This window comes from Xanthomonas sp. NCPPB 3005 (assembly GCF_041228095.2).
Classification (GTDB): Bacteria; Pseudomonadota; Gammaproteobacteria; order Xanthomonadales; family Xanthomonadaceae; genus Xanthomonas_A; species Xanthomonas_A bonasiae.
On the sequence record NZ_CP166096.2, the window covers coordinates 5,049,552 to 5,075,072 of the forward strand.

General features: G+C 70.0%; 26 protein-coding genes. 6 read left to right on the plus strand and 20 right to left on the minus strand.

Annotated elements, in window-relative coordinates:
- Positions 1 to 326: 326 nt before the first annotated feature.
- Complete coding sequence (locus tag AB8810_RS21890) at positions 327 to 1,394, plus strand: pirin family protein (protein ID WP_369914879.1); 1,068 nt, start codon at positions 327 to 329, stop codon at positions 1,392 to 1,394.
- 207 nt (positions 1,395 to 1,601) lie between these two features.
- Here the strand turns inward: AB8810_RS21890 and AB8810_RS21895 are convergent, their stop codons facing one another.
- Positions 1,602 to 2,204 (minus strand): DUF4142 domain-containing protein, encoded by a 603-nt coding sequence (locus AB8810_RS21895; protein ID WP_369914880.1) that lies wholly within the window; start codon positions 2,202 to 2,204, stop codon positions 1,602 to 1,604.
- 144 nt (positions 2,205 to 2,348) lie between these two features.
- Between AB8810_RS21895 and AB8810_RS21900 the strand changes: the two genes are divergently transcribed.
- A complete protein-coding gene (locus tag AB8810_RS21900) occupies positions 2,349 to 2,489 on the plus strand; it encodes a hypothetical protein (RefSeq protein WP_191826200.1) in 141 nt (46 codons plus the stop codon).
- Between the two features lie 97 nt (positions 2,490 to 2,586).
- A complete protein-coding gene (locus AB8810_RS21905; RefSeq protein WP_206259501.1) occupies positions 2,587 to 3,327 on the plus strand; it encodes a GntR family transcriptional regulator in 741 nt (246 codons plus the stop codon).
- A 149-nt stretch (positions 3,328 to 3,476) separates the two neighbouring features.
- On the opposite strand, the gene AB8810_RS21910 is transcribed toward AB8810_RS21905, so the two are convergent.
- From AB8810_RS21910 to AB8810_RS21955, 10 genes are all read right to left on the minus strand, one after another.
- The gene (locus AB8810_RS21910) at positions 3,477 to 4,832 is read right to left on the minus strand and encodes an SLC13 family permease (protein ID WP_369914881.1); all 1,356 of its coding nucleotides are present in this window, start codon (positions 4,830 to 4,832) and stop codon (positions 3,477 to 3,479) included.
- Positions 4,833 to 4,967: 135 nt separating this feature from the next.
- Positions 4,968 to 5,888: an acyltransferase domain-containing protein gene (locus tag AB8810_RS21915; RefSeq protein WP_369914882.1), complete on the minus strand. Its 921-nt coding sequence runs from the start codon at positions 5,886 to 5,888 to the stop codon at positions 4,968 to 4,970.
- Positions 5,885 to 6,697: a triphosphoribosyl-dephospho-CoA synthase MdcB gene (gene mdcB, locus AB8810_RS21920; protein ID WP_369914883.1), complete on the minus strand. Its 813-nt coding sequence runs from the start codon at positions 6,695 to 6,697 to the stop codon at positions 5,885 to 5,887. Before mdcB ends, AB8810_RS21915 begins: the two co-directional genes overlap by 4 nt.
- Positions 6,698 to 7,440: 743 nt before the next feature.
- Entirely contained in the window at positions 7,441 to 8,094 is a 654-nt protein-coding gene (mdcG, locus tag AB8810_RS21925; RefSeq protein ID WP_369914884.1) for a malonate decarboxylase holo-[acyl-carrier-protein] synthase, read from the minus strand.
- Positions 8,087 to 8,791 (minus strand): biotin-independent malonate decarboxylase subunit gamma, encoded by a 705-nt coding sequence (mdcE, locus tag AB8810_RS21930; protein WP_206231147.1) that lies wholly within the window; start codon positions 8,789 to 8,791, stop codon positions 8,087 to 8,089. The genes mdcG and mdcE overlap by 8 nt, the downstream gene beginning before the upstream one ends.
- Positions 8,791 to 9,702 carry a biotin-independent malonate decarboxylase subunit beta gene (locus AB8810_RS21935; protein WP_369914885.1) on the minus strand — a complete coding sequence of 304 codons (912 nt, stop codon included), beginning with the start codon at positions 9,700 to 9,702 and terminating at the stop codon, positions 8,791 to 8,793. Before AB8810_RS21935 ends, mdcE begins: the two co-directional genes overlap by 1 nt.
- Positions 9,703 to 10,093: 391 nt before the next feature.
- A complete protein-coding gene (mdcC, locus tag AB8810_RS21940; RefSeq protein ID WP_369914886.1) occupies positions 10,094 to 10,408 on the minus strand; it encodes a malonate decarboxylase acyl carrier protein in 315 nt (104 codons plus the stop codon).
- Positions 10,409 to 10,417: 9 nt separating this feature from the next.
- Complete coding sequence (gene mdcA, locus AB8810_RS21945; protein ID WP_369914887.1) at positions 10,418 to 12,061, minus strand: malonate decarboxylase subunit alpha; 1,644 nt, start codon at positions 12,059 to 12,061, stop codon at positions 10,418 to 10,420.
- Between the two features lie 197 nt (positions 12,062 to 12,258).
- Positions 12,259 to 12,708 carry a hypothetical protein gene (locus AB8810_RS21950; RefSeq protein ID WP_206231116.1) on the minus strand — a complete coding sequence of 150 codons (450 nt, stop codon included), beginning with the start codon at positions 12,706 to 12,708 and terminating at the stop codon, positions 12,259 to 12,261.
- Between the two features lie 98 nt (positions 12,709 to 12,806).
- Positions 12,807 to 13,562, minus strand: coding sequence for an IclR family transcriptional regulator (locus AB8810_RS21955; RefSeq protein ID WP_053834697.1), 756 nt, complete (start codon positions 13,560 to 13,562; stop codon positions 12,807 to 12,809).
- Positions 13,563 to 13,865: 303 nt separating this feature from the next.
- Between AB8810_RS21955 and fucP the strand changes: the two genes are divergently transcribed.
- Together fucP and AB8810_RS21965 are read left to right on the plus strand one after the other, a co-directional pair.
- A complete protein-coding gene (fucP, locus tag AB8810_RS21960) occupies positions 13,866 to 15,179 on the plus strand; it encodes an L-fucose:H+ symporter permease (RefSeq protein WP_206231132.1) in 1,314 nt (437 codons plus the stop codon).
- 1 nt (position 15,180) lies between these two features.
- A complete protein-coding gene (locus tag AB8810_RS21965; RefSeq protein WP_206260016.1) occupies positions 15,181 to 15,558 on the plus strand; it encodes an L-rhamnose mutarotase in 378 nt (125 codons plus the stop codon).
- Between the two features lie 688 nt (positions 15,559 to 16,246).
- Here AB8810_RS21965 and AB8810_RS21970 read toward each other — a convergent pair.
- The 8 genes from AB8810_RS21970 to AB8810_RS22005 all read right to left on the minus strand — a co-directional run bounded on the left by AB8810_RS21970 (position 16,247) and on the right by AB8810_RS22005 (position 23,296).
- A complete protein-coding gene (locus AB8810_RS21970; RefSeq protein ID WP_369914888.1) occupies positions 16,247 to 17,566 on the minus strand; it encodes an L-fuconate dehydratase in 1,320 nt (439 codons plus the stop codon).
- A 267-nt stretch (positions 17,567 to 17,833) separates the two neighbouring features.
- Positions 17,834 to 18,691, minus strand: a complete 858-nt coding sequence (locus AB8810_RS21975; RefSeq protein ID WP_206259867.1) for a fumarylacetoacetate hydrolase family protein — start codon at positions 18,689 to 18,691, stop codon at positions 17,834 to 17,836.
- Between the two features lie 34 nt (positions 18,692 to 18,725).
- On the minus strand, positions 18,726 to 19,472 hold the full coding sequence (locus AB8810_RS21980; RefSeq protein ID WP_179569319.1) for an SDR family oxidoreductase: 747 nt from the start codon (positions 19,470 to 19,472) through the stop codon (positions 18,726 to 18,728).
- Positions 19,473 to 19,522: 50 nt separating this feature from the next.
- Positions 19,523 to 20,377, minus strand: coding sequence for an amidohydrolase (locus tag AB8810_RS21985; protein ID WP_369914889.1), 855 nt, complete (start codon positions 20,375 to 20,377; stop codon positions 19,523 to 19,525).
- Entirely contained in the window at positions 20,374 to 21,375 is a 1,002-nt protein-coding gene (locus AB8810_RS21990; RefSeq protein ID WP_369916702.1) for an aldo/keto reductase, read from the minus strand. The genes AB8810_RS21985 and AB8810_RS21990 overlap by 4 nt, the downstream gene beginning before the upstream one ends.
- Before the next feature lie 388 nt (positions 21,376 to 21,763).
- Positions 21,764 to 22,408: an HAD-IA family hydrolase gene (locus AB8810_RS21995; RefSeq protein WP_369914890.1), complete on the minus strand. Its 645-nt coding sequence runs from the start codon at positions 22,406 to 22,408 to the stop codon at positions 21,764 to 21,766.
- A gap of 104 nt (positions 22,409 to 22,512) precedes the next feature.
- The gene (locus tag AB8810_RS22000) at positions 22,513 to 22,728 is read right to left on the minus strand and encodes a hypothetical protein (RefSeq protein ID WP_185821341.1); all 216 of its coding nucleotides are present in this window, start codon (positions 22,726 to 22,728) and stop codon (positions 22,513 to 22,515) included.
- 4 nt (positions 22,729 to 22,732) lie between these two features.
- Positions 22,733 to 23,296 carry a peroxiredoxin family protein gene (locus AB8810_RS22005; protein WP_369916703.1) on the minus strand — a complete coding sequence of 188 codons (564 nt, stop codon included), beginning with the start codon at positions 23,294 to 23,296 and terminating at the stop codon, positions 22,733 to 22,735.
- Between the two features lie 344 nt (positions 23,297 to 23,640).
- On the opposite strand from AB8810_RS22005, the gene AB8810_RS22010 reads away from it, so the two are divergent.
- The gene (locus AB8810_RS22010; protein WP_179569327.1) at positions 23,641 to 23,859 is read left to right on the plus strand and encodes a hypothetical protein; all 219 of its coding nucleotides are present in this window, start codon (positions 23,641 to 23,643) and stop codon (positions 23,857 to 23,859) included.
- Positions 23,860 to 23,975: 116 nt separating this feature from the next.
- Here the strand turns inward: AB8810_RS22010 and glpK are convergent, their stop codons facing one another.
- Positions 23,976 to 25,475, minus strand: coding sequence for a glycerol kinase GlpK (glpK, locus tag AB8810_RS22015; RefSeq protein ID WP_179569329.1), 1,500 nt, complete (start codon positions 25,473 to 25,475; stop codon positions 23,976 to 23,978).
- Positions 25,476 to 25,521 lie beyond the last annotated feature (46 nt).

Genomic DNA, 25,521 nt, shown 5'->3' on the forward strand with positions numbered 1-25,521 from the left:
AGGCGCTCGCAGGGTCGGAAAGGCCTGCGATGCTGGTCGCGGCAGATGACAGTCCGATGACGCACGGGCAGCGCGGACGTGGATGACCGGCTGCGCCCCAGCCGGCATTCAGTTGCGCGCCGATGCCGGCTCCGTTCGCTCGAACGGCGGATGGAGCGCCGCCCGTGCCTGCTGCTCCATGGCCATGCATGCGGCGGCGGCGCATCCAGCGTTTCCCGTGCGGGACAGGATGTCCTTCGGACCGGCCTTCCGTTCGATCGGCCCCGCCCCATATCGGAAGGGTTGCCGTCTCCCTCTCGGCCGGCGTTCGCACCAAGGAACTCTCCATGACCGACCCTATCGTCCAGATCAAGCCCCTTGGCTTTCCGTGGGAAACGATCGACCCGTTCCTGTTCTGCGTCTACCACGACGATGCCTACCCCGCCGGCAATGGCGCGATGGGTCCGGCGGCGTCGCTGGCGGGCCGCGCCATCGGCCAGGACTTCAGCCGCAAGGACGGCTGGAGCATGTATCACGGCGAGCGCATCCCCGGCTTTCCCGGCCATCCGCACCGCGGCTTCGAGACCGTGACCATCGTGCGTCAGGGCCTGATCGACCATGCCGACTCGCTCGGCGCGGTGGCGCGCTTCGGCGCCGGCGACGTGCAATGGGTGACGGCCGGTGCGGGCCTCGTCCATTCGGAGATGTTCCCGCTGCTCGACACCACCGCGCCCAACCCGCTGGAACTGTTCCAGATCTGGCTCAACCTGCCGGCACGCAGCAAGATGGTGGCGCCGCACTTCACCATGTTCTGGGCGCAGGACGTACCGCGCTTCACCGCCACCGATGCCGCCGGCCGCACCACCGACGTGGCCTGCGTGGCCGGGCGCGTCGGCCCGGTCGACGCCGCACCCGGCAGCGCCGGCGGCCCGCTCGCGCCGCCACCGGATTCGTGGGCGGCGCAGGACGATGCGGACGTGGCCATCTGGACGATCCGCATGGCGCCCGGCGCACGCTGGACCCTGCCCGCCGCGCAAGGTCCCGGCACGCGCCGCAGCCTGTACTTCTTCAAGGGCGCAGCGGTGACCGTGGGTGGACGCGAGGTGAGCAGCCACGCCGCCATCGAGTTGCGCGCCGACCAGGCGGTCGAGCTGGTCAACGGCGACGCGGAGGCAAGCGAGTTCCTGGTGCTGCAGGGCCGGCCGATCGCCGAACCGGTGGCCCAACACGGTCCGTTCGTGATGAACACCCAGGCCGAGATCGCCCAGGCGATGGCCGACTACCGCCGCACCCAGTTCGGCGGCTGGCCGTGGCAGGACGAGGCGCCGGTGCACGGCCGCGATCCGAACCGCTTTGCGCGACATCCGGATGGGCGCGAGGAGCGGCCGGCGCCGCGCAAGCCGCGCGTCCCCTGATCGGCGAGTCGCTTTCGCGCCTTACCCTCACCCCAACCCCTCTCCCGACGGGAGAGGGGCTAGTGCCTGTCCCCTTCTCCCACCGGGAGAAGGTGCCCCGCAGGGGCGGATGAGGGTACGGGCGGAGCCTCGTGCATCCAACTCCGCGAGACGCTTTCGCGCCGGACCCTCACCCCAACCCCTCTCCCGAGGGGAGAGGGGCTACGCTCAGTAGCGCGCCGAGGCCAGCGCCTGCGCGCGCTCCAGTTGCTCGGCGATGCGCTTGCGCGCCTGCTGCAGCTCCTGCTTGGTCGCGTCCTGTTGCGCCGCCGGCACCAGCTCGGCATCGATCACCGCCAGCGCATCGGAATAGCTGCGCACCATGGTCGCCATGTAGGCGTTCATGTACGCCGAATCGTCCTTCTCCTGGTCCAGCGCCTGCAGCTGCGCCTTGCCCTTGGCCGCCTGCGCGGCGATCTTTTCCGCATCGCCGGGACCGCCCTTGCCGGCGTCCGCGGCCGCGGCGCCGTGGTGCGCGGCGACCACTTCGCGGGCGAAATCGGCGACGCTGCCGCTGACGTTGCGCGACAGCGCCTGCTGCGACAGCGCCACCGCATTGCCTTCCAGCACCTGCAGCATCGCCTTGGCCGAAGCGTCGCCGGCGATCGGCGCGCGCCCGCTTTCGCCGCCGACCGGGGCCGCGGTCGGCGCCGGCGAGGTCGCCGGTGCGGTGCGCGAGGTCTGGTCGCCGGGCTTGCCGCAGCCGCTCAGCGCCACGGCGGCCAGTGCCGCGAGAATCGAAAGCCGGGTCGTGATACGCCTCGGGGTCATGGGGTGCTCCTGGTTGGTCAGCCGCTACCTTGCCCAGGCGGCGCGCAAACCCGCGTGAATCGCCGCGCTTTTTCGTGACGCGGCATTGACGTGGCCGGGCGCATGCAGTGGTTTGCCGCAAACGCGGCAGCGTGGAGACCACACATGGCGAACAACGAGAAAACCGGCGACAAGGCGGGCAAGGCCGCCTCCAAGGTGCTCAGGGACGGACGCACCGGAAAGGACAGCAAGACCGCCGCGGCGTCGGCGCTGTCGCAGCGCCCGGACAAGAAGAAGGGCAAATAGGCTGTGCCGGCAGCAAACGCCGCACCGACGGCGTTTGCTGCCGGCCGCTAGAATGGTTGCATCGCCGTTACAGGCTCCAGAGCGTTCCGATCCGCCGATGACTCTCGCGCCCGACACCCGCGCACCGCGCAAGCGCGTGGCGCTGTACGAAGACGTGGCCGAGCGGCTGCGGCAGAAGATCTACGACTACGTGCTGCCGCCGGGCGAGTGGATCGACGAGCCGGCACTGGTCGCCGAACTGGGCATCAGCCGCACCCCGCTGCGCGAGAGCCTGAAGCTGCTCGCCGCCGAAGGCCTGGTGCAGATCGAACCGGGCCGCGGCGCGCGCGTGACCCGGCTGAACCTGGAAGACCTCAACGAGCTGTTCCCGGTGATGGCGCTGCTGGAAGGCCGCTGCGCCTACGAGGCGGTGCGCAAGGTCGACGCCGCCGGCCTGGCGCGGCTGGAAACGCTGCACGCGCGCATGGAGCAGGCCGCCGACGAAGGCGACCTGGCCGAGTACTACCGGCAGAACTACCTGATCCACGAATCGGTGCAGGAATTCGCCGGCAACCCGTGGCTGATCCGCGTCACCCACGACCTGCACCGCATCCTCAAGATGCACCGCGGGCGCCAGCTGCTGGCGCCCGGACGCATGCAGCAATCGCTGTCCGAACACCGCGAACTGATGGACTGCTTTCGCCGCGGCGACGCCGAAGGCGCCGAGCGCACCATGAACCGCCACCTGCAAAGCCAGGGCAACGCCCTGGCGATGTACGTGGCCGCCGGCGGCAAGTTGAATGTGCCGGCGCCGTTGCCGAGGGGCCGGGAATCGGGAATGGGGAATGGGGAGTCGTAAGAGCCGGTCTGCGCGACCGATCGGCGTCACTCAGCTTCCCAAAAAAACATCGGCCCCAAAGGGCCGATGCCGTAGAAGAAAACCGGTAGAGCATCCGCTCGTGGGAACGGCTTAAACCCATTCCCGATTCCCGTTTCCCCATTCCCAGCTCAAAGCCACCCCGGCACCACCAGCAGCAGCCAAGCCAGCAGCGGGCCGAACAGCACCACCAGGCCGCTGTAGATCAGGAAGCGCTTGTACAGCGATTCGCGTTCGTCCGGCGCGGCCGAGGCCACCACCAGCGCGCCGTTGGTCGAGAACGGGCTCACGTCCACCACCGTGGACGAGATCGCCAGCGCGCAGATCACCCCGGCCGCGCCGAGGTGGCCCTGCAGCAGGAACGGCACCGCCAGCGGGATGGTCGCGCCCAGCACCGCCGCCGAGGAGGCGAACGCGGAGACGATGCCGCCGACGTAGCACACCAGCAGCGCGCCGAGCAGCGGGATGCCGATGTCGGACACGCCGTTGCCGATGTAGTCCACCGCCCCGCTCTCCTGCAGCACCGCCACGTAGGTGACCACGCCGCTGATCAGCAGCACCGTGGACCAGCTGATGCCGTCCACCGCGCCCTTCTGCGCCTTCGGCGACAGCAGCGCCAGCGCCACCGCCACGGTTATCGACACCAGGCCGACGTTGAGGTTGTAGATCAGCGAGGCGATGCCCAGGCCGAGCAGGCCGAACAGGGTCAGCACGCGATCGCGGTTCAGGCTCACCGCGTCCAGCGCCACCGGATCGGTGGACAAGGTGCCGCCGCCGGCCGACAGCAACGCGCCATGGCCTTCGATCGCGAACTGGCGGTGCGAGGACTGGTCGCCCACCGGCACGTACTCCGCCGTGGCCAGCGACGGCGTCTGTTCGCGCCGCAGCAGCGCCAGGCCGCCGAAGGCGAAGAAGCAGATCAGCGCCATCAGCAGGTTGAAACCGAGGCTGGTCAGGAACACCGCCATCTCGGTCACGTCCAGCCCGGCCTTCTCCACCACCTTGTTGGTGATGCCGCCGTACACGCTGATCGGCGAGAACCCGCCGGCCTGCGCGCCGTGGATCACCAGCAGGCCCATCAGCAGCGGATTGATCCTGTACTGCTTGGCGAAGCGCAGCGCGACCGGGCCGATGATCGCCACCGCCGCAGGACCGAGCGCGCCGAAGGCGGTCAGCACCGCGGTGACCACGAACATCACCCACGGGATCGCCACGATCTTGCCGCGGACCGCGCGCACCGCCCAATGCACCAACAGATCGATGGTGCCGTTGTTGCGCGCGATCGCGAACAGATAGGTGATGCCGACCAGGGTCAGGAACAGGTCGCCGGGGAATCCGGCCAAGACCTCCTTCCCGTCCATGCCGACCCAGACGCCACCGATGATGAAGGCCAACGCGAACGCGAGCGCGCCCATGTTGACCGGCAACGCCGTGGCCACGATGAACATGACGATCAAGCCGATGATCGTCGCGATTTGTGGACTCATGCGCCCTCCCGAGCTTGCTGGATCCGTACCACTGCCGCGAATGGCCACCCGCCATCCTGGGTCGTTCGCCAACTGCCTACCGCCGTTGCGGCGCGACGGCTCCCATCGCCGCCCCCTCCCGCCGCTACGGCTGCATCACTGCATGCGTTGCTCCGCCTGCCGCACCCAGGCCGCCGCCGCGGCCAGGCTGCCGAACTCTTCCACCGAGCGCGCCTGGCACTCCGGCAGCAGCTCGCGTGCGATGCGCGCCAGCGCACCGCCCGGTCCCAGTTCCAGGAACACGCGCGCGCCGCGTTCGGCGGCCTGGCGCAGCGTTCCGGCCCAATCCAGCGTCGTCGCCAGCTGCGCCGACAAGGCGCCGATGGCGTCGTCGCGGTCGCCGATGCGGTGTCCGTCGATGCCGGCCAGCACCGCGGCGCGCGGCGCCGCCAGCGGCGCGGCGCGCAGATCGGCGGCGAACGCCTGCGCCGCGCTCGCCAGCAACGGCGTGTGCGCAGCCACCGCCACCGGCAGGCGGGTGACCCGTGCGCGCTGCGCACGCGCCTGCCGCTCGCCGTGCGCCAACGCATCGGCATGGCCGCCGAGAATCAGGTGATCGTCGCCGTTGACGATGGCGATATGCAGCCCGGTCTGCGCGCACAGCGCCTCGGCCGCGTCGCGCAGCAGACCCTGCACCGCGATCAGGCCGTCGCCATTGCGGCTGGCCGCATCCATGCGCTGCGCGCGCCGCACCGCCAGCGCCAGGCAGGCGGACGCGTCCATGCCGCCGGCCAAGGCATGCGCGGCCAGCTCGCCGATGCTGTAGCCGAGCAGCAACGCCGGCGTCGACAGTTGCGGCAGCAGCGCCGCGGCATTGGCCAGCACCGCAGCGCACACCAGCGGCTGCGCGATCGCATTGTCGTAGCGCGCGTCGTCGCCGGCCAGCGCGCGCGGATCGGCGCCGAGCACCTGCGCCGCCGCGGCCAGCACCGCCTCGGCCGCAGGTTCGCCGACGACGTAGTCGAACATCGCCGGATGTTGCGCGCCTTGTCCCGGGCACAGCAGCGCCAGACTCATACGCCCTCCTGGCGCTGCAGGAAGCAGGCGCAGGCGAGCAGGTCGGCGCTGCCGCCCGGGCTGAGCCGGCGCGCGACGAAGGCCTCGCCGATGCGCGACAGCTGCTGCCGCCAATCCGGCTGCGCCGCGCCGCCGGCCTCGAGGAACGCGCGCGCGCGGCGTTGCGCGAAGCGCAGCCCCTCGCGGCCGCCGCGATGCAGCAGATTCAGGTCGTCGGTCTGCGCGATCAGCTGCAGCAGCGTCTGCGCCAGCGCTGCATCCTGCGCCAGGCCTGCGCGCAACGCCGCGTGCAGGCTCGGCAGCGCCACCTCGCGCAGCAGCGGGAAGCCGGCGGCCGCCTGTTCGCGCACGCCGGCCACGCCATGTAGGCGGCGCATGCGCTGGCCGTGGCTGTGCGGGTCCAGCGGCGCGTCCAGCAGCGCATCGCGCCAGACGCCGACGGCGTTGCAGACCGCCACGCCATCCGGCATCGCCTGATTCCGGCTGCGCAGCCGCGCCGCCGCCGCGACCAGCAGGCCCAGGCTGAAAATCGCGCCGCGATGGGTGTTGACCCCGCCGGTGGCGCGCAGCATGGCGCGCTCGGCACCGATGCCGAGTTCGCGCAGCGCGGGGAACGCCGCACCGGCCGCGGCGGCGGCGGCGATCGCGACGAAGTAGCCGCGCAGCGCGAACAGGCTGCGCAGGAACGTGGACGCGTCCATGTCGTCGTGGCTGCCGCGATCGAACGGCGTGACCAGGCCGGGCTTCGGCGCGCAGGCCAGCTCGGCATGCAGGCTGGCGACGGCAAGACGGCCGAGGCGGTGCGGCATGGCCGCCGCGCCGGGGAAATTCGCTGTGGTCTTCGCCGCGGCAGAGGCTACTTGCGGAACGCCAGCGAATTGCACTGCAGGAGAGGCTTTGGCCACGAGCGCTTTCGACGTTCTAACGACTCCTGCTTCGTTCGTCGCGACTGAAGTCGCTCCCACAAAGGCTGGCGGATAGCTGGCTACCCGCACTGCGGGAGGGACTTCAGTCGCGACAGCTCCCGGAGCCGGAAGCTCCGAGGCTGCGTTCGTCGCGGCTGAAGCCGCTCCTACAGGGGCTCGCGGGTGGCTGGCTACCTGCACTGCGGGAGGGACTTCAGTCCCGACGGCTTCCGGAGCCGGAAGCTCCGAGGCTGCGTTCGTCGCGGCTGAAGCCGCTCCTACAGGGGCTCGCGGGTGGCTGGCTACCTGCGCTGTGGAAGGGACTTCAGTCCCGGCAGCTTCCGAAGCCGGAAGCTCCGACGCTGCGTTCGTCGCGGCTGAAGCCGCTCCTACAGGGACGCGCGAGTGGCTGGCTACCTGCACTGTGGGAGGGACTTCAGTCCCGGCAGCTTCCGAAGCCGGAAGCTCCGACGCTGCGTTCGTCGCGGCTGAAGCCGCTCCTACAGGGACGCGCGGGTGGCTGGCTACCTGCGCTGTGGGAGGGACTTCAGGCCCGACGGCTTCTTCCGCCGACACATCCGCACTTGCGGGCGCTGCCGACGCCGGGAAACAACCGTATGCCACGCCGCGCTCAGCCTGCAGATCCATCACGCCCCCCATGCCCGCAACAGCTCGGCGCGCGGCTGCAGCCGGCAGTCGCGCAGCGCCTTGACCAGCAGTTGCGCGCTGTCGCCGGCCAGCTCGCGCCAGCTCACCGCGTTGCCGTCGGGCAGCAGCACTTCGCCATCCACGCGATGCCCGTGGCGCTGTTCCCAGCGCGCCAAGTCGGCGAGCAGCGCTGTGGCCTGCGCCGGCGACGGCACCGGCCACAGCAGATCGATGTCCGAACCGGCCTGCACGTAGGGCAAGCCGGTCAGCGCCTGCCAGGCGAAGGCGCCGAATACGCGCGGGATCAGGCCATGCGTGGCGGCCAGTGCCTGCAACTCGCGCAGCGGCAGCTGCCACGCCGGCACTGCCGGCCGCTGCGCACAGACTTCGTCCAGCGTCAGCGGCGCGCGCTGCCGCACCACCGCATCGCGCTCGGCCGACAGCGACAGCCGCTGCTTGCCTTCGGCCGGCGGCAACGGCACGCCCAGGCGCAGCAGTTGCGCGTCGTCGCTGCGATCGCCGCGCGCGACGATCGCCGGATGGCCGGCCGCGAACCAGTCGCGCAGGCGCGCCTGCGCGCCCGGCGTGCGTGCCTGCCATGGCGCATCGGCCGCCAGCCAGACCAGGTCGTGCCGGGTGAGCGGCTCATGCATGGCCGGCGGCGACCTCCGCGGCGATCGGCGCAGCGAGCAGGCGGCCATTGCGTTCGGCGCCGCGTTGCGCGCGGACATCGCCGTGCAGCGGCGCCTGCAGCGCGGCGACCAGCGCCTGCGCCAGATCGCCCTGCCACAGCGCTTCCACCGCCCCCATCGCCACGTAGTTCTCCACGCCCGGCGCGAACACCGGCGAACTTTTGCTCAAGGCTTGCAGCTTCTCCAGCGGCTGCTTGGTGACCCGCGCCATCGCGCGCAGGTCCATCACCCGCACCTGCGCCTCGGGCAGCGCGTAGATCGCGTCGGCCATCAGCCCGAAGGCGAGGAAGCCGCCGCTGACCGATTCGCCGTAGACCAGCGTCAGCAGCCGCGCGCCGCGCCGCCGCGCCAGGTCCAGGCATTGCGCCAGATGGCCGAAATAGCCGTTGATGCCGAGCAGTTCGTCCTTGCGCGACGGCCGCTGGCCGGCGGTATCGACCAGCATCACGATCGGCCGCTGCGGATGCGTGCGGGTGCTGTCCAGCACCGCGGCGGCCAGCGCCAGCGCGTGCTCCACGCCCACTTCCAGCTTGTCGGCGCTGCCGATCACGGTGACCTCGCCGAGCGCGGTGCTGGCGCTGCCGCCGATCACGCCATCGCGCACCTCGACCCGGTGACCGAGCGGGAACAACGCTTCCAGCAAAGGCATCAGTTCCATCACGGGCTCCGGTCGGCGACGGCGGCAAGGAAGGCGGCGGTGTCCAGCAGCGGCAGCGCTTCGGGATCGGCGATGCCCTGGCGGCGCCAGATGTCGATGCCGTCGCGGCAGTCGCCGTAGGCGTCCAGGCGCTGGCGCAGCGCGGCGTGTTCTGCGGCGATGCGCGACAGGCCGTCGTCGTCTTCGGCCGGCGGCGCCGCCAGCGCGGCGATCGCCGCGGCGCGGAAATCCTCGATGGCATCGGCGACCAAGGCCTGCGCCTCGCCGAGCAGATAGCGGTGCTTGCCGCCAGTCACCCGCCACACCAGGGCGCGATCGCGCGAATCGAATTCCTCCACCCCGCGCACGGTCTCGATCACTTCCGGACCGGAAAGGCCCAACCGCCCTTCCTCGGACATGACGATGCGCGAGCAGCAGCGGCTGACGATGCCCATGCCGCCGAAGCAGCCGTTGCCGCTGCCGATCAGCGCCAGCACCGGCACGCCGGCGGCGCGCGCGTCCAGGGTGGCGCGCATGATTTCGGAGATCGCGATCAGTCCGGCGTTGGCCTCATGCAGGCGCACGCCGCCGGTGTCGGGCAGCAGCAGCACCGCCGACGGCTTGGTCGCCGCGGCGCGCTGCAGCAGCCCGGTGAGCTTGGCGCCGTGCACCTCGCCGACCGCGCCGCCCATGAACTGGCCTTGCTGCGCAGCGATCAGCACCGTGCGCCCGTCGAGCCGGCCCTCGCCGACGACGATGCCGTCGTCGAACGCACCGGGCTGGTCCAGCTGCGCCAGGTGCGGACTCATCGCGCGCTGGCGCGGGCCGACGAACTCGCGGAACGAGCCAGGATCGAGCAGGCCGGCGATGCGCTCGCGCGCGTCGGCTTCGTAGAAACTGCGCGGGCGGCGGTTGTTCGGGATCGCGCTCATGCGCAGCTCCGGTGTGGGTGGCTTACTCGCCGGATGGACAATGCGGGACGCTCGTTCATTGCAGCAGGCGCCTGGATCGCGGCCGGCGCCATCCAGGCGCTGCCGGCGGATCGCGTCGGGGCTGAAGCCCCTCCCACAACAGGGCTCCCCGCAGGCACGGCATCCCTTGTAGGAGCGGCTTCAGCCGCGACGAGCGGAGTCGAAATGTCCCAGGCTCCGGACACAGTCGGCACTGAAGACCCTCCTACAGTAAGAAACCGAGCAACATCACCTGTGGGAGCGACTTCAGTCGCGACGAACGGAGCCGAACTATCGCCGGCTCCGGACACTGTCGCGGCTGAAGCCGCTCCTACACAGAGCGTGGCGATTGCGAATGTCGGGATTGGATGCATCACGCCTCCTCCTGCAAGGCTTCCACCGCCTGGTCCAGGCGCAGCCCGACCACCGCCGGCGTGGCGCCGACATCGTTGATCGAGATGCGCACGTCGCGCAGCGGATGGCGCGCGGCGAAATCGTCGAGCACCGCCTGCCAGACCGTGCCGAAGCCGTCGGCGGCGGTGACGATCTCGATCTGCATCGCGCCGCCCAGGTCCTGCGGCTCGATCAGTACTTCCAGATTGCCGGAAGACACCACGCCGACCAGCACGTGGTCGCGCCGGCCGTTCGGCGCCAGGCGCCCGTCGTAGCGATAGCGAAGGGTTTCCATCGACATCCCTTACCAGTTGCGGAAACGTTGCGGCGGCGCGTACAGGCCGCCGGACCAGCGCACCAGGTCCTTGACGCTGCGCGCGGCCAGCAGGTCGCGGCTGGCGTCGCGCAGGCGGATGCCCAGGTCCTCGGGACGGCGGATCACGCCGCGGTCGCGCAGGTTCTCGACCATGCGCCTGTCGCGGCCCAGGCCCACCGCGGTGTAGCCGGCCACGCCGCGGATCGCCTGTTCGCGCTCCTCCGGCGTGCGGCACAGCAGCAGGTTGGCGATGCCCTCTTCGGTCAGCACGTGGCTGACGTCGTCGCCGTAGATCATCACCGGCGGCAGCGGCATGTTCGCGCTCTCGGCCAGCTCCCACGCGTCGAGCCGGTCGACGAAGGCCGGCGCCATGTGCTCGCGGAACGTTTCCACCATCTGCACCACCAGCTTGCGCCCGCGCGGCATCTCGCCCGGGCGCGCCGCCTCGCGCCCGGCCTTGAGCCAGGCGTTGCTGCCGTGGCGGCGGCCGCGCGCGTCCGAGCCCATGTTCGGCGCGCCGCCGAAACCGGCGATGCGGTCGCGGGTGGCGGTGGAGCTGTTGCCCTGCAGATCGATCTGCAGCGTGGAGCCGATGAACATGTCGCAGGCGTACAGGCCGGCGGTCTGCGAGAACGCGCGGTTGGAACGCATCGACCCGTCGGGGCCGGCGAAGAACACGTCGGCGCGCGCGGCGATGTACTTCTCCATGCCCAGTTCCGAGCCGAACGAGTGCACCGATTTGACGAAGCCCGACTCGATCGCCGGGATCAGCGCCGGATGCGGATTCAGCGCCCAATGCCGGCAGATCTTGCCGCGCAGGCCGAGCGACTCGGCGTAGGTCGGCAGCAGCAGCTCGATCGCCGCGGTGTCGAAGCCGATGCCGTGGTTGAGCCGGTCCACGCCGTACTCGGCGTAGATGCCCTTGATCGCCATCATCGCCATCAGCACCTGGATCTCGGAGATCTGCGCCGGGTCGCGGGTGAACAGCGGTTCGATGTAGTGCGGGCGCGGCGCCTGCACCACGTAGCCGATCCAGTCGGCGGGGATGTCCACGCGCGGCAGCGTGTCCACGATCTCGTTGACCTGGGCGATGACGATGCCGCCCTTGAACGCGGTGGCCTCGGCGATCACCGGCGTGTCCTCGGTGTTCGGCCCGGTGTACAGATTGCCGTGGCGGTCGGCGGCCTGCGCGGCGACCAGCGCCACGCGCGGGGTCAGGTCGACGAAGTAGCGCCCGAACAGTTCTAGGTAGGTGTGGATCGCGCCGATCTCGATGCGCTTGTCGGCGACCAGCCGCGCCAGGCGCAGCGCCTGCGGCCCGGAGAAGGAGAAATCCAGGCGCTGCGCGATGCCGCGTTCGAACACGTCCAGGTGCGAGGGCAGCGCCAGCACCGACTGCAGCAGGTGCAACCCGTGCACCCGTGCCGGATCGACTTCGGTCAGGCACTGCGAGAGGAAATCGGCCTGTTTCTGGTTGTTGCCTTCCACGCACACGCGGTCGCCCGGCTCGATCACCGCCTCCAGCAACGCCACGGCGTCCTTGGCCTCCACCAGGCGCCCGCGCGCCAGCCCTTCGGCGCGCTGCAGGCGTTGCCGGCGATTGTCGGCGAGCGTGTTCCAGTCCTGAGGCATAAGGCTTTCCGTCGGCGAATGGAGGGTGGTCCGCGCAGGCTGGCGGGCCGGCCAAAATTGTAATTACGATATAATTATGAAACCGTGACCAATGCACGCTGCGGTGCAACAGGCGCTATCGGGCGCGCTGAAACAGCGTTTGGGATTAGCGACGATTCAGCTGGACGACGCCTGCGGGTTCGGTGCCAGCGCGTTCGCTAGACCTTGTCGGGGGGTGCGCCGAACGCGCGCCGGTAGGCCTCGCGATCGAAGCGCAGCACGGCACGCATGCGCTGCTCGGTCAGCGGACGCACGACCCACTGCACGTCGACCCGCCCTCGCTGCGCGGTGACCGACGGGATCGCCAGGAACCAGCGCGCGCCGGGTCCGCTGCAGTACCAGAATGCATTGCTGCCATTCATGGCCTCGCTATCGAACATGAAGGACGCATCGTAGTTGGCGTCCATGAATTGCTGCACCTTCTTCACCACGACCAGATCCGCACCGGTGAGGAGAACACCGTCGCTGGTGACGGAGATGCGCCGAAAGGACTGCTCCACCAACCATTCCGTCTGGTGATCGCGGCGATGCTGCAGCCAGACGAGCAGCCCGAGCGCCACGAGCGCGACACCGATGGCGAACACGACGATGCCGTCCCATGCATTCACGCGCAGCCCTCCCCCTGATCGTCGCGCCGTCGTGATGCTACGGCGTTCGCCAATGTCGGCACGACTGCGGCCTATCGCTCTGTGCAGCGTACCCCAGCCTACACGCCCAACGCCGCGCTGATCTCCGCCGCCGCCGCGCACACCGCCTGCATCGCCGCCTGCGCATCGATTTCCTGCGGGCGGCGTTCGATGAACGGCACGGTCAGCGTGTAGATGGCGCTGCCGTGCTGCAGGATCGGCGCGGTCAGGTCGATCACGCCGACCACCGCTTCGCTGGGGTGGATGCTGTAGCCCAGCGCGCGCACCTGCGCGGCGGCGGCGAGGAACGCGGCGCGGTCGTAGGCCACGTCGCCGGCGTCCAGGCGCTGCAGCAACCGCGCCTGCGCGTCTTCGTGCTGGAATGCGAACAGCACCAGGCCGGAAGTGGAATGCGCGAGCGGGCGGCGATGGCCGGGGCGCACCACCAGGCCCAGGTCGCTGGGCACGTCCATCTGCGCGATGACCACGATCTGGTCGTCCGACGGCGCCACCAGGTGACAGGGCTGGCGGATCGCATCGGCCAGCCGGCGCATCACCGGCAGCGCCGCCTCGGTGACGTTCTGCACCTGCGGTTGCTGCATGCCGAGCATGAACAGGCGGTTGGTCAGCACATAGCCGCCCTCGCCCGGCCCCTTGGTCAGGTAGCCGCGCTCTTCCAGCACCTGCAGCATGCGGAAGATCTCGCCGCGCGAGCGGCCGATGCCCTGCGAGATCTCGCTCATCGTCATCGGCCGCGCGTCGCGCGCCAGCAGTTCCAGGATATCCAGGCCCTTGTCCAGGGCGGGAGCACGGTACTTGGGCGGGGGCGTGGTCATTCCGTCGAGGCCAGGCGGGGGGTGGAAGGGCGCTAGGGTACAGGGAATGTCCGCGGACAGAAGCGCGGCGAAACCGGCCCGCGCCTGGCGCGCGGATGTCCGCATGGCCTGCCAGGTCCGACGCGTGCACGCCTGCGCCGTCGCCTGCGAAGACCGTCCGCGTCAGTGTTCGGACACGACGCACGCCATGGCGCGCCATGCAAATATAAACACGTATTTTATATTTGCATGGCGACAGCGACCGCAGTACGCTCCGGCGACAACTTCAACGCGACGCGGCACATCCTGGGAGGGGTAGGCGGCATGCACTACAGCAGCGACACCGCAACAGCGGCGCCCGGCAGCCTGGCGCGTACCGCCATCGTGCCCCTGGTCCTGATCGTCAGCCTGTTCTTTTTGTGGGGCATGGCGAACAACCTCAACGACATCCTGATCAAACAGTTCAAGAAGGCCTTCGAGCTGTCCGACCTGCAGGCCGGGCTGGTGCAGAGCGCGTTCTACCTGGGCTACTTCGTGTTCGCGATCCCGGCGGCGATGTTCATGCGCCGCTTCAGCTACAAGGCGGCGGTGGTGCTCGGCCTGCTGCTGTACGCGACCGGCGCGTTCCTGTTCTACCCGGCCGCGCAGGAGCACACCTACGGGTTGTTCCTACTGGCGCTGTTCGTGATCGCCAGCGGCCTGGCGTTCCTGGAAACCACCGCCAATCCGCTGGTCACCGTGCTTGGCCCGGCCGAAGGCGCGGCGCGGCGGCTGAACCTGGCGCAGGCGTTCAATCCGCTCGGCTCGATCACCGGCGTGCTGATCGGCCAGCACTTCATCCTGTCCGGCGTGGAGCACACGCCGCAGGAACTGGCGGCGATGGCGCCGGCCGCACGCGCGAGCTTCTTCGCCGCCGAATCGGCGGCGGTGCAGACGCCGTATCTGATCATCGGCGCGGTGGTGGTGCTGTGGGCGCTGCTGATCGGGCTGACCCGCTTCCCGGTCACCCGCGACAGCGGCGCCGCGGCCAGCGGCGGCAAGGCCTATTTCGGCCCGCTGCTGCGCAACCGCCGCTTCGTGTTCGCGGTGGTCGCGCAGTTCTTCTACGTCGGCGCGCAGGTCGGCATCTGGAGCTACCTGATCCGCTACCTGCAGGACGCGGTGCCGGGCACCCCGGAGAAGACCGCCGCCAGCTTCCTGACCGTGTCGCTGGTGCTGTTCATGGCCGGCCGCTTCATCGGCACCTTCCTGCTGCGCTATGTGGCGCCGGCGGTGCTGCTGGGCGCGTTCGCGCTGCTCAACCTGCTGCTGTGCGGGGTGGCGATCGCGTTGCCGGGCTGGACCGGGCTGTACGCGCTGGTGGCCAGCAGCGCGTTCATGTCGGTGATGTTCCCGACCATCTTCGCGCTGGGCCTGGACGGCTTGAACGACGACGCACGCAAGCTCGGCTCGTCGCTGATCGTGATGTCGATCATCGGCGGCGCCGCACTGACCGCGCTGATGGGCGCGCTGTCCGACCGCGCCGGCATCCACTGGGCGATGACCGTGCCGGCGCTGTGCTTCGCGGTGATCCTGGTGTTCGCGTCCTATGCGCGCGACCGCGCGGCCGCGACGCGCGCCACCGTCGCGGGAGCCTGAGATGCCGCGTCACTGCTATCTGCTCGACCTGCACGACGATCCGGCGCTGATCGCCGAATACGAACGCTGGCATCGCCCCGACACGGTGTGGCCGGAGATCGTCGCCTCGTTGCGCGCCGCCGGCATCCGCGAGTTGGACATCCACCGCTGCGGCGACCGCCTGGTGATGCTGATGGAGGTGGACGCGGACTATTCGCCCGCGGCCAAGGCCGCGGCCGATGCGGCCGATCCGCGCGTGCAAGCCTGGGAGGAGTTGATGTGGCGCTTCCAGAAGCCGCTGCCGGGTTCGGCGCCGGGCGAGAAATGGCGCGAAGCGCTGCAGATCTTTTCGCTGCAGGCGGCGGTAGCGGAGCAGGCGCGGAGGCAGGAGCGCGACTGAGGCAAGCGGTTCCCCGCGCTGCCGAAACCACCCTGTAGGAGCGGCTTCAGCCGCGACAGATTGATCGGGAAAGCGCGTCGCGGCTGAAGCCGCTCCTACAGGGATGCGTGCGCTGCAGGCAATGGCACTGCGAAAGCACTTCGGCCCCGATAGCCTGCGAAGCCGTCGAGTCCGCCGCTTCGTTCGTCGCGGCTGAAGCCGCTCCTACAGGAAGCTGCGGCGAGCCGGCTGGATGCATTGTGGGAGGGACTTCAGTCCCGACGGCTTCCGGAGCCGTCGAGTCCGCCGCTTCGTTCGTCGCGGCTGAAGCCGCTCCTGCAGAAGCTGCGGCGAGCCGGCTGGGTGCATTGTGGGAGGGACTTCAGTCCCGACGGCTTCCGGAGTCGTCGAGTCCGCCGCTTCGTTCGTCGCGGCTGAAGCCGCTCCTACAGGAAGCTGCGGCGAGCCGGCTGGGTGCACTGTGAGAGGGACTTCAGTCCCGACGGCTTCCGGAGCCGTCGAGTCCGCCGCTTCGTTTGTCGCGGCTGAAGCCGCTCCTACAGAAGCTGCGGCGAGCCGGCTGGGTGCACTGTGGGAGGGGCTTCAGTCCCGACGGCGTCCGGAGCCGTCGAGTCCGCCGCTTCGTTCGTCGCGGCTGAAGCCGCTCCTACAGGGGGCGCGCGCGGTCCTGGGCCGCGCGCTTGCAGCGTTATACCTGCTGCGCGGCCAGGTCCGCGCTCCAGAACGGGCCGTCCGGGTACAGGTACTGGGTGACCGACTGCGCGTGCATCTCGGCCGAGAAGCCCGGCAGCGTCGGCGCCAGGTAGCGGCCGTGTGCGATCCGCACGGGATCGACGAAGTGCTGGTGCAGGTGGTCGACGAACTCAATCGCGCGGTCTTCCATCTTGCCGGTGATGGCGACGAAATCGGCCATCGCCAGATGCTGCACCAGTTCGCACAGGCCGACGCCGCCGGCATGCGGGAACACGCGCACGCCGAACTTCGCCGCCAGCAGCAGGATCGCCAGGTTCTCGTTGACCCCGCCCACGCGCGCGGCGTCGATCTGGATCAGGTCCACCGCGCCGGCCTGCAGCAATTGCTTGAACACCACGCGGTTCTGCGTGTGCTCGCCAGTGGAGACCGGCACCGGCGCGATGCCCTGGCGGATCGCGGCGTGGCCGAGCACGTCGTCGGGGCTGGTCGGCTCCTCGATCCAGGCGATGTCGAATTCCGCCAGCTGGCGCATCCAGGCGATCGCCGGACCCACGTCCCAGCGCTGGTTGGCATCCACCGCCATCGCGATGTCCGGGCCGATCGCTTCGCGCGCCAGGCGGCAACGGCGGATGTCGTCCTGCACGTTGGCGCCGACCTTGAGCTTGATCGTGCGGAAGCCGTCGGCCACCGCTTCCTTGGCCAGGCGCACCAGCTTCTCGTCGGAGTAGCCGAGCCAGCCGGGCGAGGTGGTGTAGGCCGGATAGCCCTGCTCAAGCAGCGTCTGCAGGCGTTCGGCGCGCAGCGGCTCGGCCGCGCGCAGCATGGCCAGCGCTTCGTCCGGGGTCAGCGCGTCGGTGAGGTAGCGGAAGTCGATGGTGGCCACCAGCTGTTCCGGCGACAGCTCGGCGATGTAGCGCCACAGCGGCTTGCCGGCGCGGCGCGCGGCCATGTCCCAGGCGGCGTTGATGACGCCGCCGATGGCCATGTGCATCACGCCCTTCTCCGGGCCCAGCCAACGCAACTGCGAATCGTCGGTGAGGCTGCGCGCGAAGCCGCCCAGGTCGCCGATGACTTCTTCCACGTCGCGCCCGATCACATGGTGCGACAGCGCCGCGATCGCCGCGCTCTGCACGTCGTTGCCGCGGCCGATGGTGAACACCAGGCCGTAACCGGCCAGGCCGTCGTCGGCATCGGTGCGCAGGCGCAGGTAGGCGGCCGAGTAGTCCGGATCCGGATTCATCGCATCGGAACCGTCCAGTTCGCGCGAAGTGGGGAAACGCACGTCGAAGGTCTCGAGGGCAACGATTTTGCTCATGGGGATCCTGGTCGGTGAGGCGGTAGAGAAAAAGAAAATGCGATGAAAAAGCCCCTCTCCCCCCGGGAGAGGGGTTGGGGTGAGGGTGCGGGAGTGCACGACTGCCGCCGCCCATCCAGAACACGAACGAAGTAAAAGCACGCAGCCCTGTCCCACACGTGGGATGTGGTGGCGCGAGCGAAGACCGCATCCGGATGGATGGCGAGGTGGCTTCGCCTCGTACCCTCACCCCAACCCCTCTCCCGGGGGGAGAGGGGCTTTAACGCTTTACTGCGCGTCGCGCGGGTGAGCGACCACGGCCTGGCGCTGCTCGCCCAGGCCCTCGATGCCCAGCGCCATCACGTCGCCCGGCTTCAGGTAGATCGGCGGCTTCTGCCCCAGGCCCACGCCCGGCGGCGTGCCGGTGCTGATCACGTCGCCCGGCATCAGCGTCATGTAGCGGCTGATGTGGCTGACCAGCTCGGCCACGCCGAACACCATCGTGCGCGTGTTGCCGTTCTGGTAGCGGTGCCCGTTGACCTCCAGCCACATCGACAGGTTCTGCGGATCCGCCACTTCGTCGCGGGTGACCAGCCACGGGCCGAGCGGGCCGAAGCCGTCGCAGCTCTTGCCCTTGACCCACTGGCCGCCGTGCTCGAGCTGGAACTCGCGCTCGGACAGGTCGTTGATCACGGCGTAGCCGGCGACGTGCTTGAGCGCGTCTTCCAGCGATACGTCGCGGGCGACATCGCCGATCACCACGCCTAGTTCCACTTCCCAGTCGCTCTTCTTCGAGCCGCGCGGAATCGTCACGGTGTCGTTGGGGCCGCTGATCGCGGTGGTGGCCTTCATGAACAGCACCGGCATCTCCGGCACCGCCATGCCCGACTCGGCGGCGTGATCGGCGTAGTTCAGGCCGACGCAGATGAACTTGCCGACGCGGCCCACGGCCGGCCCGTAGCGCACTTCGCCTTGCACCTTGGGCAGCGTGGCCGGGTCGAGCGCACGCAGCGTGTCCAGGCCGGCGGCGGTGAGGTGCTCGCCGGCGACGTCGTCGATGATCGCGGACAGGTCGCGCAGGTGACCATCGGCGTCGAGCAGGGCCGGACGTTCGTGGCCAGGTTCGCCATAGCGCAGCAGTTTCATGGGAGATCCTCTCTGAAGGGAAATGGGTAGGCGGTCAGTTCGACCAGCCGCCGTCGATGATGTGGGTCTGCCCGGTGGTGAACGAGGATTCGTCCGAGGCCAGGTACACCACCAGCTGCGCGATCTCGCGCGGGTCGCCGAGGCGGCCCATCGGCTGGCGGTCGGTGAAGCTCTTCCACACCGCCTGCTCGTCGCCGCCCAGCGCCTTGACCCGCTGCCCCAGCGACGGCGTCTTGATCGTGCCCGGGCAGATCGCGTTGCAACGGATGCCCTTGGCCACGTAGTCGGCGGCGATGGCCTTGCTCAGCCCGATCACCGCGGCCTTGGTCACGCCGTAGGCGAAGCGGTTCGGCACGCCCTTGATGCTGGACGCCACCGAGGACATGTTGACGATGCTGCCGCGGCCCTGTTCCAGCATGCCCGGCAACACCGCCTGGCACAGGTAGTACATCGCATCGACGTTGATCGCGAACGAACGCCGCCACGCCGGTTCGTCGCAGTCGAGGATGCTGCCCTGGTGCACGTAGCCGGCGCAGTTGAACAGCACGTCGAACGGCGCGTTCGCCGCGACCAGCGCCTGGATCGCCGCGGCGTCGGTGACGTCCAGCGTCTGCGTGACGATCGCATCGGATTCGGCGGCCAGCGCCTGCAGCGCGGCGGCATCGATGTCGGTGGCCAGCACCTGCGCGCCTGCGCGCGCGCAGGCCAGCGCGCTCTCGCGGCCGATGCCGGCGCCGGCGGCGGTGATCAGGCAGCGCTTGCCTTGCAGTCGGCCGCTCATGCGCGGCTCCGGGGAAGGAATGCGGACGTGGTCATGGTGGGCACTCTCAATCAGGGGGAAGGAATCGGGTCGGACAAACGGTAAAAACGGCGCGCAGTGCCGGCGAACACGTCGGCGGCGTGGCCGGCGGCATGGCGCGCGACCAGCGCCTGCGCCTGCGCGAACCACTCGCCGTAGCCGGCACGCTGGGTCAGCACCGGCCAGTCGCTGCCCCACAGCACCCGTTGCGCGCCGAAGCAGGCGAACACCTGCGCCACGTACGGCTCGATCGCCGTCGCGTCGGCGTCGGCAGGCAGTTCGGTGAGCAGGCCGGACAGCTTGCACAGCACGTTCGGGTGCTGCGCCAGCTGTGCCAGGCCGTCGGCCCAGGCGGCGAAACCATCGCCGCCGATCGCCGGCTTGGCGGCATGATCGAGCACTACGCGCAATGCCGGATGGCGCTGCAAGCGCGCCTGCAGCGCTGGCAGGTGCAACGGCTTGACCAGCGCGTCGAACGCCAGATCGTGCCGCAGCATCGCGTCGAACGCGGGATCCAGCTGCGGCCGCGCCAGCCACTGCGGATCGGCCAGGTCCTGCACCATCGGCCGCAGGCCCTTGAGCAGGCCGTCGCCCTCGGCACACAGCGCGGCGATGCGCGCGGCCGCGTCGGCGGCCTCGAACTCGATCCAGCCGACCACGCCGGCAATGCGCGGCTGCGCGCGCGCCAGTTGCAACAGGTAGCGGGTCTCCGCTTCGGTCTGTGCCGCCTGCACCGCGACGATCGCATCCACGCCGTGCGCATCGAGCGCGGCGCTCAGGTCCTCGGGCACGAAATCGCGATACAGCGCGGCGAGTTCGGGCGTCAGCCAGGCGTAGTCGCCGCGCGCCAGCTGCCAGAAGTGCACGTGCGCATCGACCAGGTTCACGGCGTCGGCACCTGCGCCTGCAGCAGGCCCTGGTCGCGCAGTTGCTGCCACAGCAGCGGCGGGATCGGCGCCTGCAGGCGCGCGGCGGCGCTGGCCACCTCGGCCGGCGTGCGCATGCCGGCGACCACCGCGGCGACCGCCGGGTGCGCGAGCGGGAACTGCAGCGCGGCCGCGCCCACGTCCACGCCCTGCGCCGCGCAGGCGGCGAACAGGCGCTGCGCGTGCGCCAGCGTGGCCGGATCCACCGGCGCGTAGTTGTAGGTGTCGCCGGGGCCGCGCGCGTCGCTGAGCAGGCCCGAGCTGTACGGGCCGGCGACCAGGATGCCGACCTGATGCTGCAGCGCCTGCGCCATGATCCGCTGCGCCGCGTGCTGTTCGAGCAGGGTGTAACGGCCGGCCAGCATCACGCAGTCCAGTGGGAACAGCGGCATCAGTTCCAGCGCGATGTCTTCCTCGTTGACGCCGATGCCGATCGCGCGGCAGGCGCCGCTGGCCTTGAGCTCGGCCATCGCCGGCAAGGCCTCGTCCAGCGCCTGGCGCAGCATCGCAGGGTGGCGTTCGCCGTGGGTGAGGCGGCCGATGTCGTGCAGCAGCAGGATGTCCACGTGGTCGGTACCGAGCCGCTGCAGGCTGGCCTCGAACTCGCGCAGCACGCCGTCGCGGCTGTAGTCGAACGCGGCGCCGCGCCCGGCCACGGCGAAGCCGTCGCGCCCCGGCGCGGCCCCAGCGTCGTCGTAGACGCGGCGCCCGACCTTGGTCGACAGCGTGTAGCTGGCGCGCGGCAGCCCGCGCAGGCCCTGCCCGAGCCGGCGTTCGCTCAGCCCGTAGCCGTAGTACGGCGCGGTGTCGAAATGGCGGATGCCGGCGGCATGGGCGTCGGCGACCGCGGCCAGCGCCACCGCATCGTCCACTTCCGCATACAGATTGCCGATCGGCGCGGCGCCGAAGCCGAGCGTGGCGATGCGCACCTCGCTGCGGCCCAGCGGGCGCTGCGCGATCGGGCCGGGTTCGGTGGCGGCGATGGCAGCGTTCACTCGCATCGGCCTCGGCCGTTCGCCGACGCAAGGCGCCCGCTCGACCTGCAGGATCGGGGACTGCTGGGATTGCGCATGCCACGCCTCCGCCCACCTGGGGCCAGATCGGATGGTGGCCGGATCGCGTCGCCCTGACCGCTGGCGCCGCTTGCCGGCTGTTCGTATATGAATATAGCAATCATAAGTGAACAATCAACGACGCGGTGCAGCATTGGGGCTGGGAGATGGGAATGGGGAATCGGGAATGGGTAGAAGCAGTTCCCCGGCGCGGCGGGGTTGCGAGCAGGCGGGGAGCGCCGGCGGGCCGGGAATCGGGAGCTGGGAGAGCGGCCCGGTAGGGCCAGGGTCGCGATCAGGCTGGAATTGCCAGGCCCAGTCGGTCCCACACATCCGTTGGACGCTGCAGCAGCGGCAGCGGCGTGTGCGGCTGCAGCGCGGCCGGCAGGGTGTAGCCCCAGCCGACGCCGGCGAAGGCGATGCCGGCCTGGCGCGCGGCGTCGGCGTCGCGGATCTCGTCGCCCACGCACAGCGCGCGCGTGGCCGGTACCCGGCACGCCTTGAGCGCTGCGCGCAGCTTGCGGCGCTTGCCCAGCACCGCGGCGCCGCAGCCGATGTGGCGGAAGCGCGCGGTCAGTTCGGCGCCGAGCACGCGCTCGACGTTGTCGCGGCTGTTGGAGGTCACCAGGGCCAACTGCACGCCGGCCCGCGCGAGCGCGTCCAGTAGCTCGGCCACGCCGTCGAACAGCGCGATGCGCTCGATCTGCGCGGCCATCAGCGCGCGCATGCGCCGCGCCACCGCCGGTACCCGCCACCAGCGGATGCCGCTGCGCGCCATCAGCTCGCGCGCGCTCAGGCTGCGGATTTCCTGCAGCCGCGCCGGCTCGAAGCGGCGGAAGCCGAACTCGTCGGCGATGTCGTTGATGGTGTCCAGGAACCAGGCGAAGGAATCGGCCAGGGTGCCGTCGAAATCGAAGATGATCAGGTCGTAGCGCCGCATGCGGCAGCAGCATGCCGCAGCGCCTGCCGCGTCGCCAGCACGGCCGCGATGCGCGCCTGCGTGCGGTTAAGCCGGAGCCGGCCGCGGCCGGCCCCGGCGCTGGGTCAACCGCAGCAGTAGCAGACCAGCGGCTTGCCGGGACCGCCCGGCCCCAACTCGCCGCCGAACGGCGCGCATTCCTGCTGACACGCCCAGGCGCTACACGATGCATCCTTCTCGATCCCGTCGCCCGCGGTCGCCTGCACCGCGCCGAAGCCCATGCATGCCAGGAACACGGCGGCGACCATCCCGTTGCGCAACGCTGTCCAACGCTGTTTCATGTCTTCACTCCTCGAGAATTGCCAAGGCCGCCGGCGCCTCCGTGCGTCGCACTGCGGCCACCAGGTCCTGCACCCGCTCCGTGGTATCGAAGACGCCGACGCGCGCATAGCGCACCCGTCCATCGCGGTCCAGCGCCAGCAGCAGCGGCACGTTGCGCGCGCGGAACAGCATCAGCGCGCGCCGGTCGGTGAGCGTGGTCACCGGAAAGGCGAAGCGGTGCTCGATGGCATAGCGGCGCGCCTGGTCGGGACTGCACTGGCACACCCCCAGCACCTGCACGCGGCCGCCGCCCTGCTCGGCCAGGCGCTGCGCCGCCTGCACCACACTACGCGCCGAGCGCTTGCAGTACGGGCAGGTGGTGGTGAAGAAGAACAGCACCTGGGCGTCCGCCGCCGGCACGCCCAGGGTCAGCGCCGAACCGTCCAGCGCGGTCGCCGCGATCTTCGGCACATACATGCCCAGGTACGGCTCGGTGGTGCGGGTCACGAACCAGCGCCGCTCTTCGCGCAGCGTGCGGTTCTGCCAGGCCAGCACCACCAGCAGCGCGCAGGCCGCGAGCAAGGCCAGCCAACTCCAGGGAAAACGACGTGCCATGCGCTGTGCATCCCGTGCGGTGTCGCTTGCAGGCTGCGCAGCTGCGCCGGGTTCGGTCAACGCCTGGCGTGCGGTTTTTGCGGCCGCGTGGCCATGCTGGGGAAGCAATCACGCTTTGCCGCAGCTGCGCATTCCAATGGCGTGCGCCGCGTCGCGCGCGAGCGCACCGCCTGCATGCCGTGCTTTCCCCAAGGCATGGAGCACCCTCCGCAGGGAGCAGCGCTTGCGCGCCTTCATCCGCCCTTGCCCTCGGCTTCACGCGCTGCGTTCGCGGCGGCGCGCACGGTGCAGCCTGGTTCCCGAATCACGAGGCGCATATGCAGATGCAGAATCCCAACCCCGGCCAGGATCCGCAGCAGCCACCGAACGAGGTGCCGGGCCAGGTGCCCAATCCCGGCGTGGACCCGACGCCGGACCGGCCGGTGGATCCGATCCCCGACCAGCCGATCGATCCGACCATCCCGCCGATCAGCGATCCGGTCGGTGGCGTCGACGCCCCGGTGCCGGGGCCGCGCGGGCCGACGCAGTACGTGTAGCGTCAGGCGCCGCAACCCCCTGTAGGAGCGGCTTCAGCCGCGACCGGCTCCCGGCAAGGTCCGGTCGCGGCTGAAGCCGCTCCTACAGAGAGAGAGAAAGCGCGCGCTGGCGACTGCTAGCGAATGCGGAACCCCATCGTCGCTTCCACCGCCTGCTGCCAGCCGGCGTACAGTTCCTCGCGGCGGTCGGCCGGCATGCGCGGTTCGAAGCGGCGGTCCACCGCCCACTGCTGCGCGATCTCCGCGCGATCCTTCCAGAAGCCCGTCGCCAGGCCGGCCAGGTAGGCAGCGCCCAGCGCGGTGGTTTCCGCCACTTCCGGGCGCAGCACCGGCACGTCGAGGATGTCGCTCTGGAACTGGGCCATGAAGTCGTTGCTGATCGCGCCGCCGTCGGCGCGCAGTTCCTTCAGCTCGATGCCCGAATCGACCTGCATCGCGGTCAGCACGTCGCGGGTCTGATACGCCATCGACTCCACCGCGGCGCGGATGAAATGTTCCTTGGTGGTGCCGCGGGTCAGCCCGAACACCGCGCCGCGGATGTCGCTGCGCCAGTACGGCGCGCCCAGGCCGACGAACGCCGGCACGAAGTACACGCCGTCGTTGTCGCCGGCGCGTTCGGCGTACTCTTCCGAGTCGCTGGCCTTGCCGAGCATGCGCAGGCCGTCGCGCAGCCACTGCACCACCGAGCCGGCGACGAAGATCGCCCCTTCTAGCGCGTACACGACCTTGCCGTCCACGCCCCAGGCGATGGTGGTGAGCAGGCCGTTCTTGGATTCCACCGCTTTCTCGCCGGTGTTCATCAGCATGAAACAGCCGGTACCGTAGGTGTTCTTGGCCATGCCCGGCTCGAAGCAGGCCTGGCCGAACAGCGCCGCCTGCTGGTCGCCGGCGATGCCGGCGATCGGCACTTCATGACCGTAGAAATACTGGCCCTGGGTGGTGCCGTAGATCTCGCTGGAAGAGCGCACCTCCGGCAGCATCGAGGCGGGGATGTCGAGCATCTGCAGCAGCTCTTCGTCCCAGCGCAGTTCGTGGATGTTGTACAGCAGCGTGCGCGAGGCGTTGGTGTAGTCGGTGACGTGGACCTTGCCGGCGGTGAGGTTCCAGATCAGCCAGCTGTCGATGGTGCCGAACGCCAGCTCGCCGCGCTGCGCGCGTTCGCGCGCGCCCTCGACATGGTCGAGGATCCACTTGACCTTGGTGCCGGAGAAATACGCATCGATCAGCAGGCCGGTCTTGGCCCGCACCATGTCCTCGTGGCCGGCGGCCTTGAGCTGCTCGCAGATGTCCTTGGTCTGCCGCGACTGCCAGACGATGGCGTTGTAGATCGGCTGCCCGGTGGCGCGGTCCCACACCACCGCGGTCTCGCGCTGGTTGGTGATGCCGATGCCGGCGATCGCGCTGGCGTCCACCTGCTGGTTGTTCAGCAGTTCGGTGATCGTGGTGTAGACGCTGGTCATGATCTCGCGCGGATTGTGTTCCACCCAGCCCGGTTGCGGGAAGATCTGCCCGAACTCGCGCTGCGCCATGCCCACGATGTGGCCCTTGCGGTCGAACAGGATCGCGCGCGAACTGGTGGTGCCCTGGTCGATGGCCAGGATGAATTTCTTTTCCATCGGTGACTCCTGCGGGGTCGTAAGGCGCGCGCTGCGGCGCCCGGAA

Coding starts and splice junctions, on each gene's coding strand:
- AB8810_RS21995 (WP_369914890.1), bottom strand. CDS start 22,408: ATGCGGCGCTACGACCTGATCATCTTCGATTTCGACGGCACCCTGGCC.
- AB8810_RS21975 (WP_206259867.1), bottom strand. CDS start 18,691: ATGAAACTGCTGCGCTATGGCGAACCTGGCCACGAACGTCCGGCCCTG.
- AB8810_RS21935 (WP_369914885.1), bottom strand. CDS start 9,702: ATGAGCGCGATCCCGAACAACCGCCGCCCGCGCAGTTTCTACGAAGCC.
- AB8810_RS21915 (WP_369914882.1), bottom strand. CDS start 5,888: ATGAGTCTGGCGCTGCTGTGCCCGGGACAAGGCGCGCAACATCCGGCG.
- mdcB (WP_369914883.1), bottom strand. CDS start 6,697: ATGCCGCACCGCCTCGGCCGTCTTGCCGTCGCCAGCCTGCATGCCGAG.
- AB8810_RS21905 (WP_206259501.1), top strand. CDS start 2,587: ATGACTCTCGCGCCCGACACCCGCGCACCGCGCAAGCGCGTGGCGCTG.
- AB8810_RS21910 (WP_369914881.1), bottom strand. CDS start 4,832: ATGAGTCCACAAATCGCGACGATCATCGGCTTGATCGTCATGTTCATC.
- AB8810_RS21890 (WP_369914879.1), top strand. CDS start 327: ATGACCGACCCTATCGTCCAGATCAAGCCCCTTGGCTTTCCGTGGGAA.
- AB8810_RS21980 (WP_179569319.1), bottom strand. CDS start 19,472: ATGAGCGGCCGACTGCAAGGCAAGCGCTGCCTGATCACCGCCGCCGGC.
- mdcA (WP_369914887.1), bottom strand. CDS start 12,061: ATGCCTCAGGACTGGAACACGCTCGCCGACAATCGCCGGCAACGCCTG.
- AB8810_RS21955 (WP_053834697.1), bottom strand. CDS start 13,562: ATGACCACGCCCCCGCCCAAGTACCGTGCTCCCGCCCTGGACAAGGGC.
- AB8810_RS21895 (WP_369914880.1), bottom strand. CDS start 2,204: ATGACCCCGAGGCGTATCACGACCCGGCTTTCGATTCTCGCGGCACTG.
- AB8810_RS21965 (WP_206260016.1), top strand. CDS start 15,181: ATGCCGCGTCACTGCTATCTGCTCGACCTGCACGACGATCCGGCGCTG.
- AB8810_RS22010 (WP_179569327.1), top strand. CDS start 23,641: ATGCAGATGCAGAATCCCAACCCCGGCCAGGATCCGCAGCAGCCACCG.
- mdcC (WP_369914886.1), bottom strand. CDS start 10,408: ATGGAAACCCTTCGCTATCGCTACGACGGGCGCCTGGCGCCGAACGGC.
- fucP (WP_206231132.1), top strand. CDS start 13,866: ATGCACTACAGCAGCGACACCGCAACAGCGGCGCCCGGCAGCCTGGCG.
- AB8810_RS21900 (WP_191826200.1), top strand. CDS start 2,349: ATGGCGAACAACGAGAAAACCGGCGACAAGGCGGGCAAGGCCGCCTCC.
- mdcG (WP_369914884.1), bottom strand. CDS start 8,094: ATGCATGAGCCGCTCACCCGGCACGACCTGGTCTGGCTGGCGGCCGAT.
- AB8810_RS21970 (WP_369914888.1), bottom strand. CDS start 17,566: ATGAGCAAAATCGTTGCCCTCGAGACCTTCGACGTGCGTTTCCCCACT.
- AB8810_RS22000 (WP_185821341.1), bottom strand. CDS start 22,728: ATGAAACAGCGTTGGACAGCGTTGCGCAACGGGATGGTCGCCGCCGTG.
- mdcE (WP_206231147.1), bottom strand. CDS start 8,791: ATGGAACTGATGCCTTTGCTGGAAGCGTTGTTCCCGCTCGGTCACCGG.
- glpK (WP_179569329.1), bottom strand. CDS start 25,475: ATGGAAAAGAAATTCATCCTGGCCATCGACCAGGGCACCACCAGTTCG.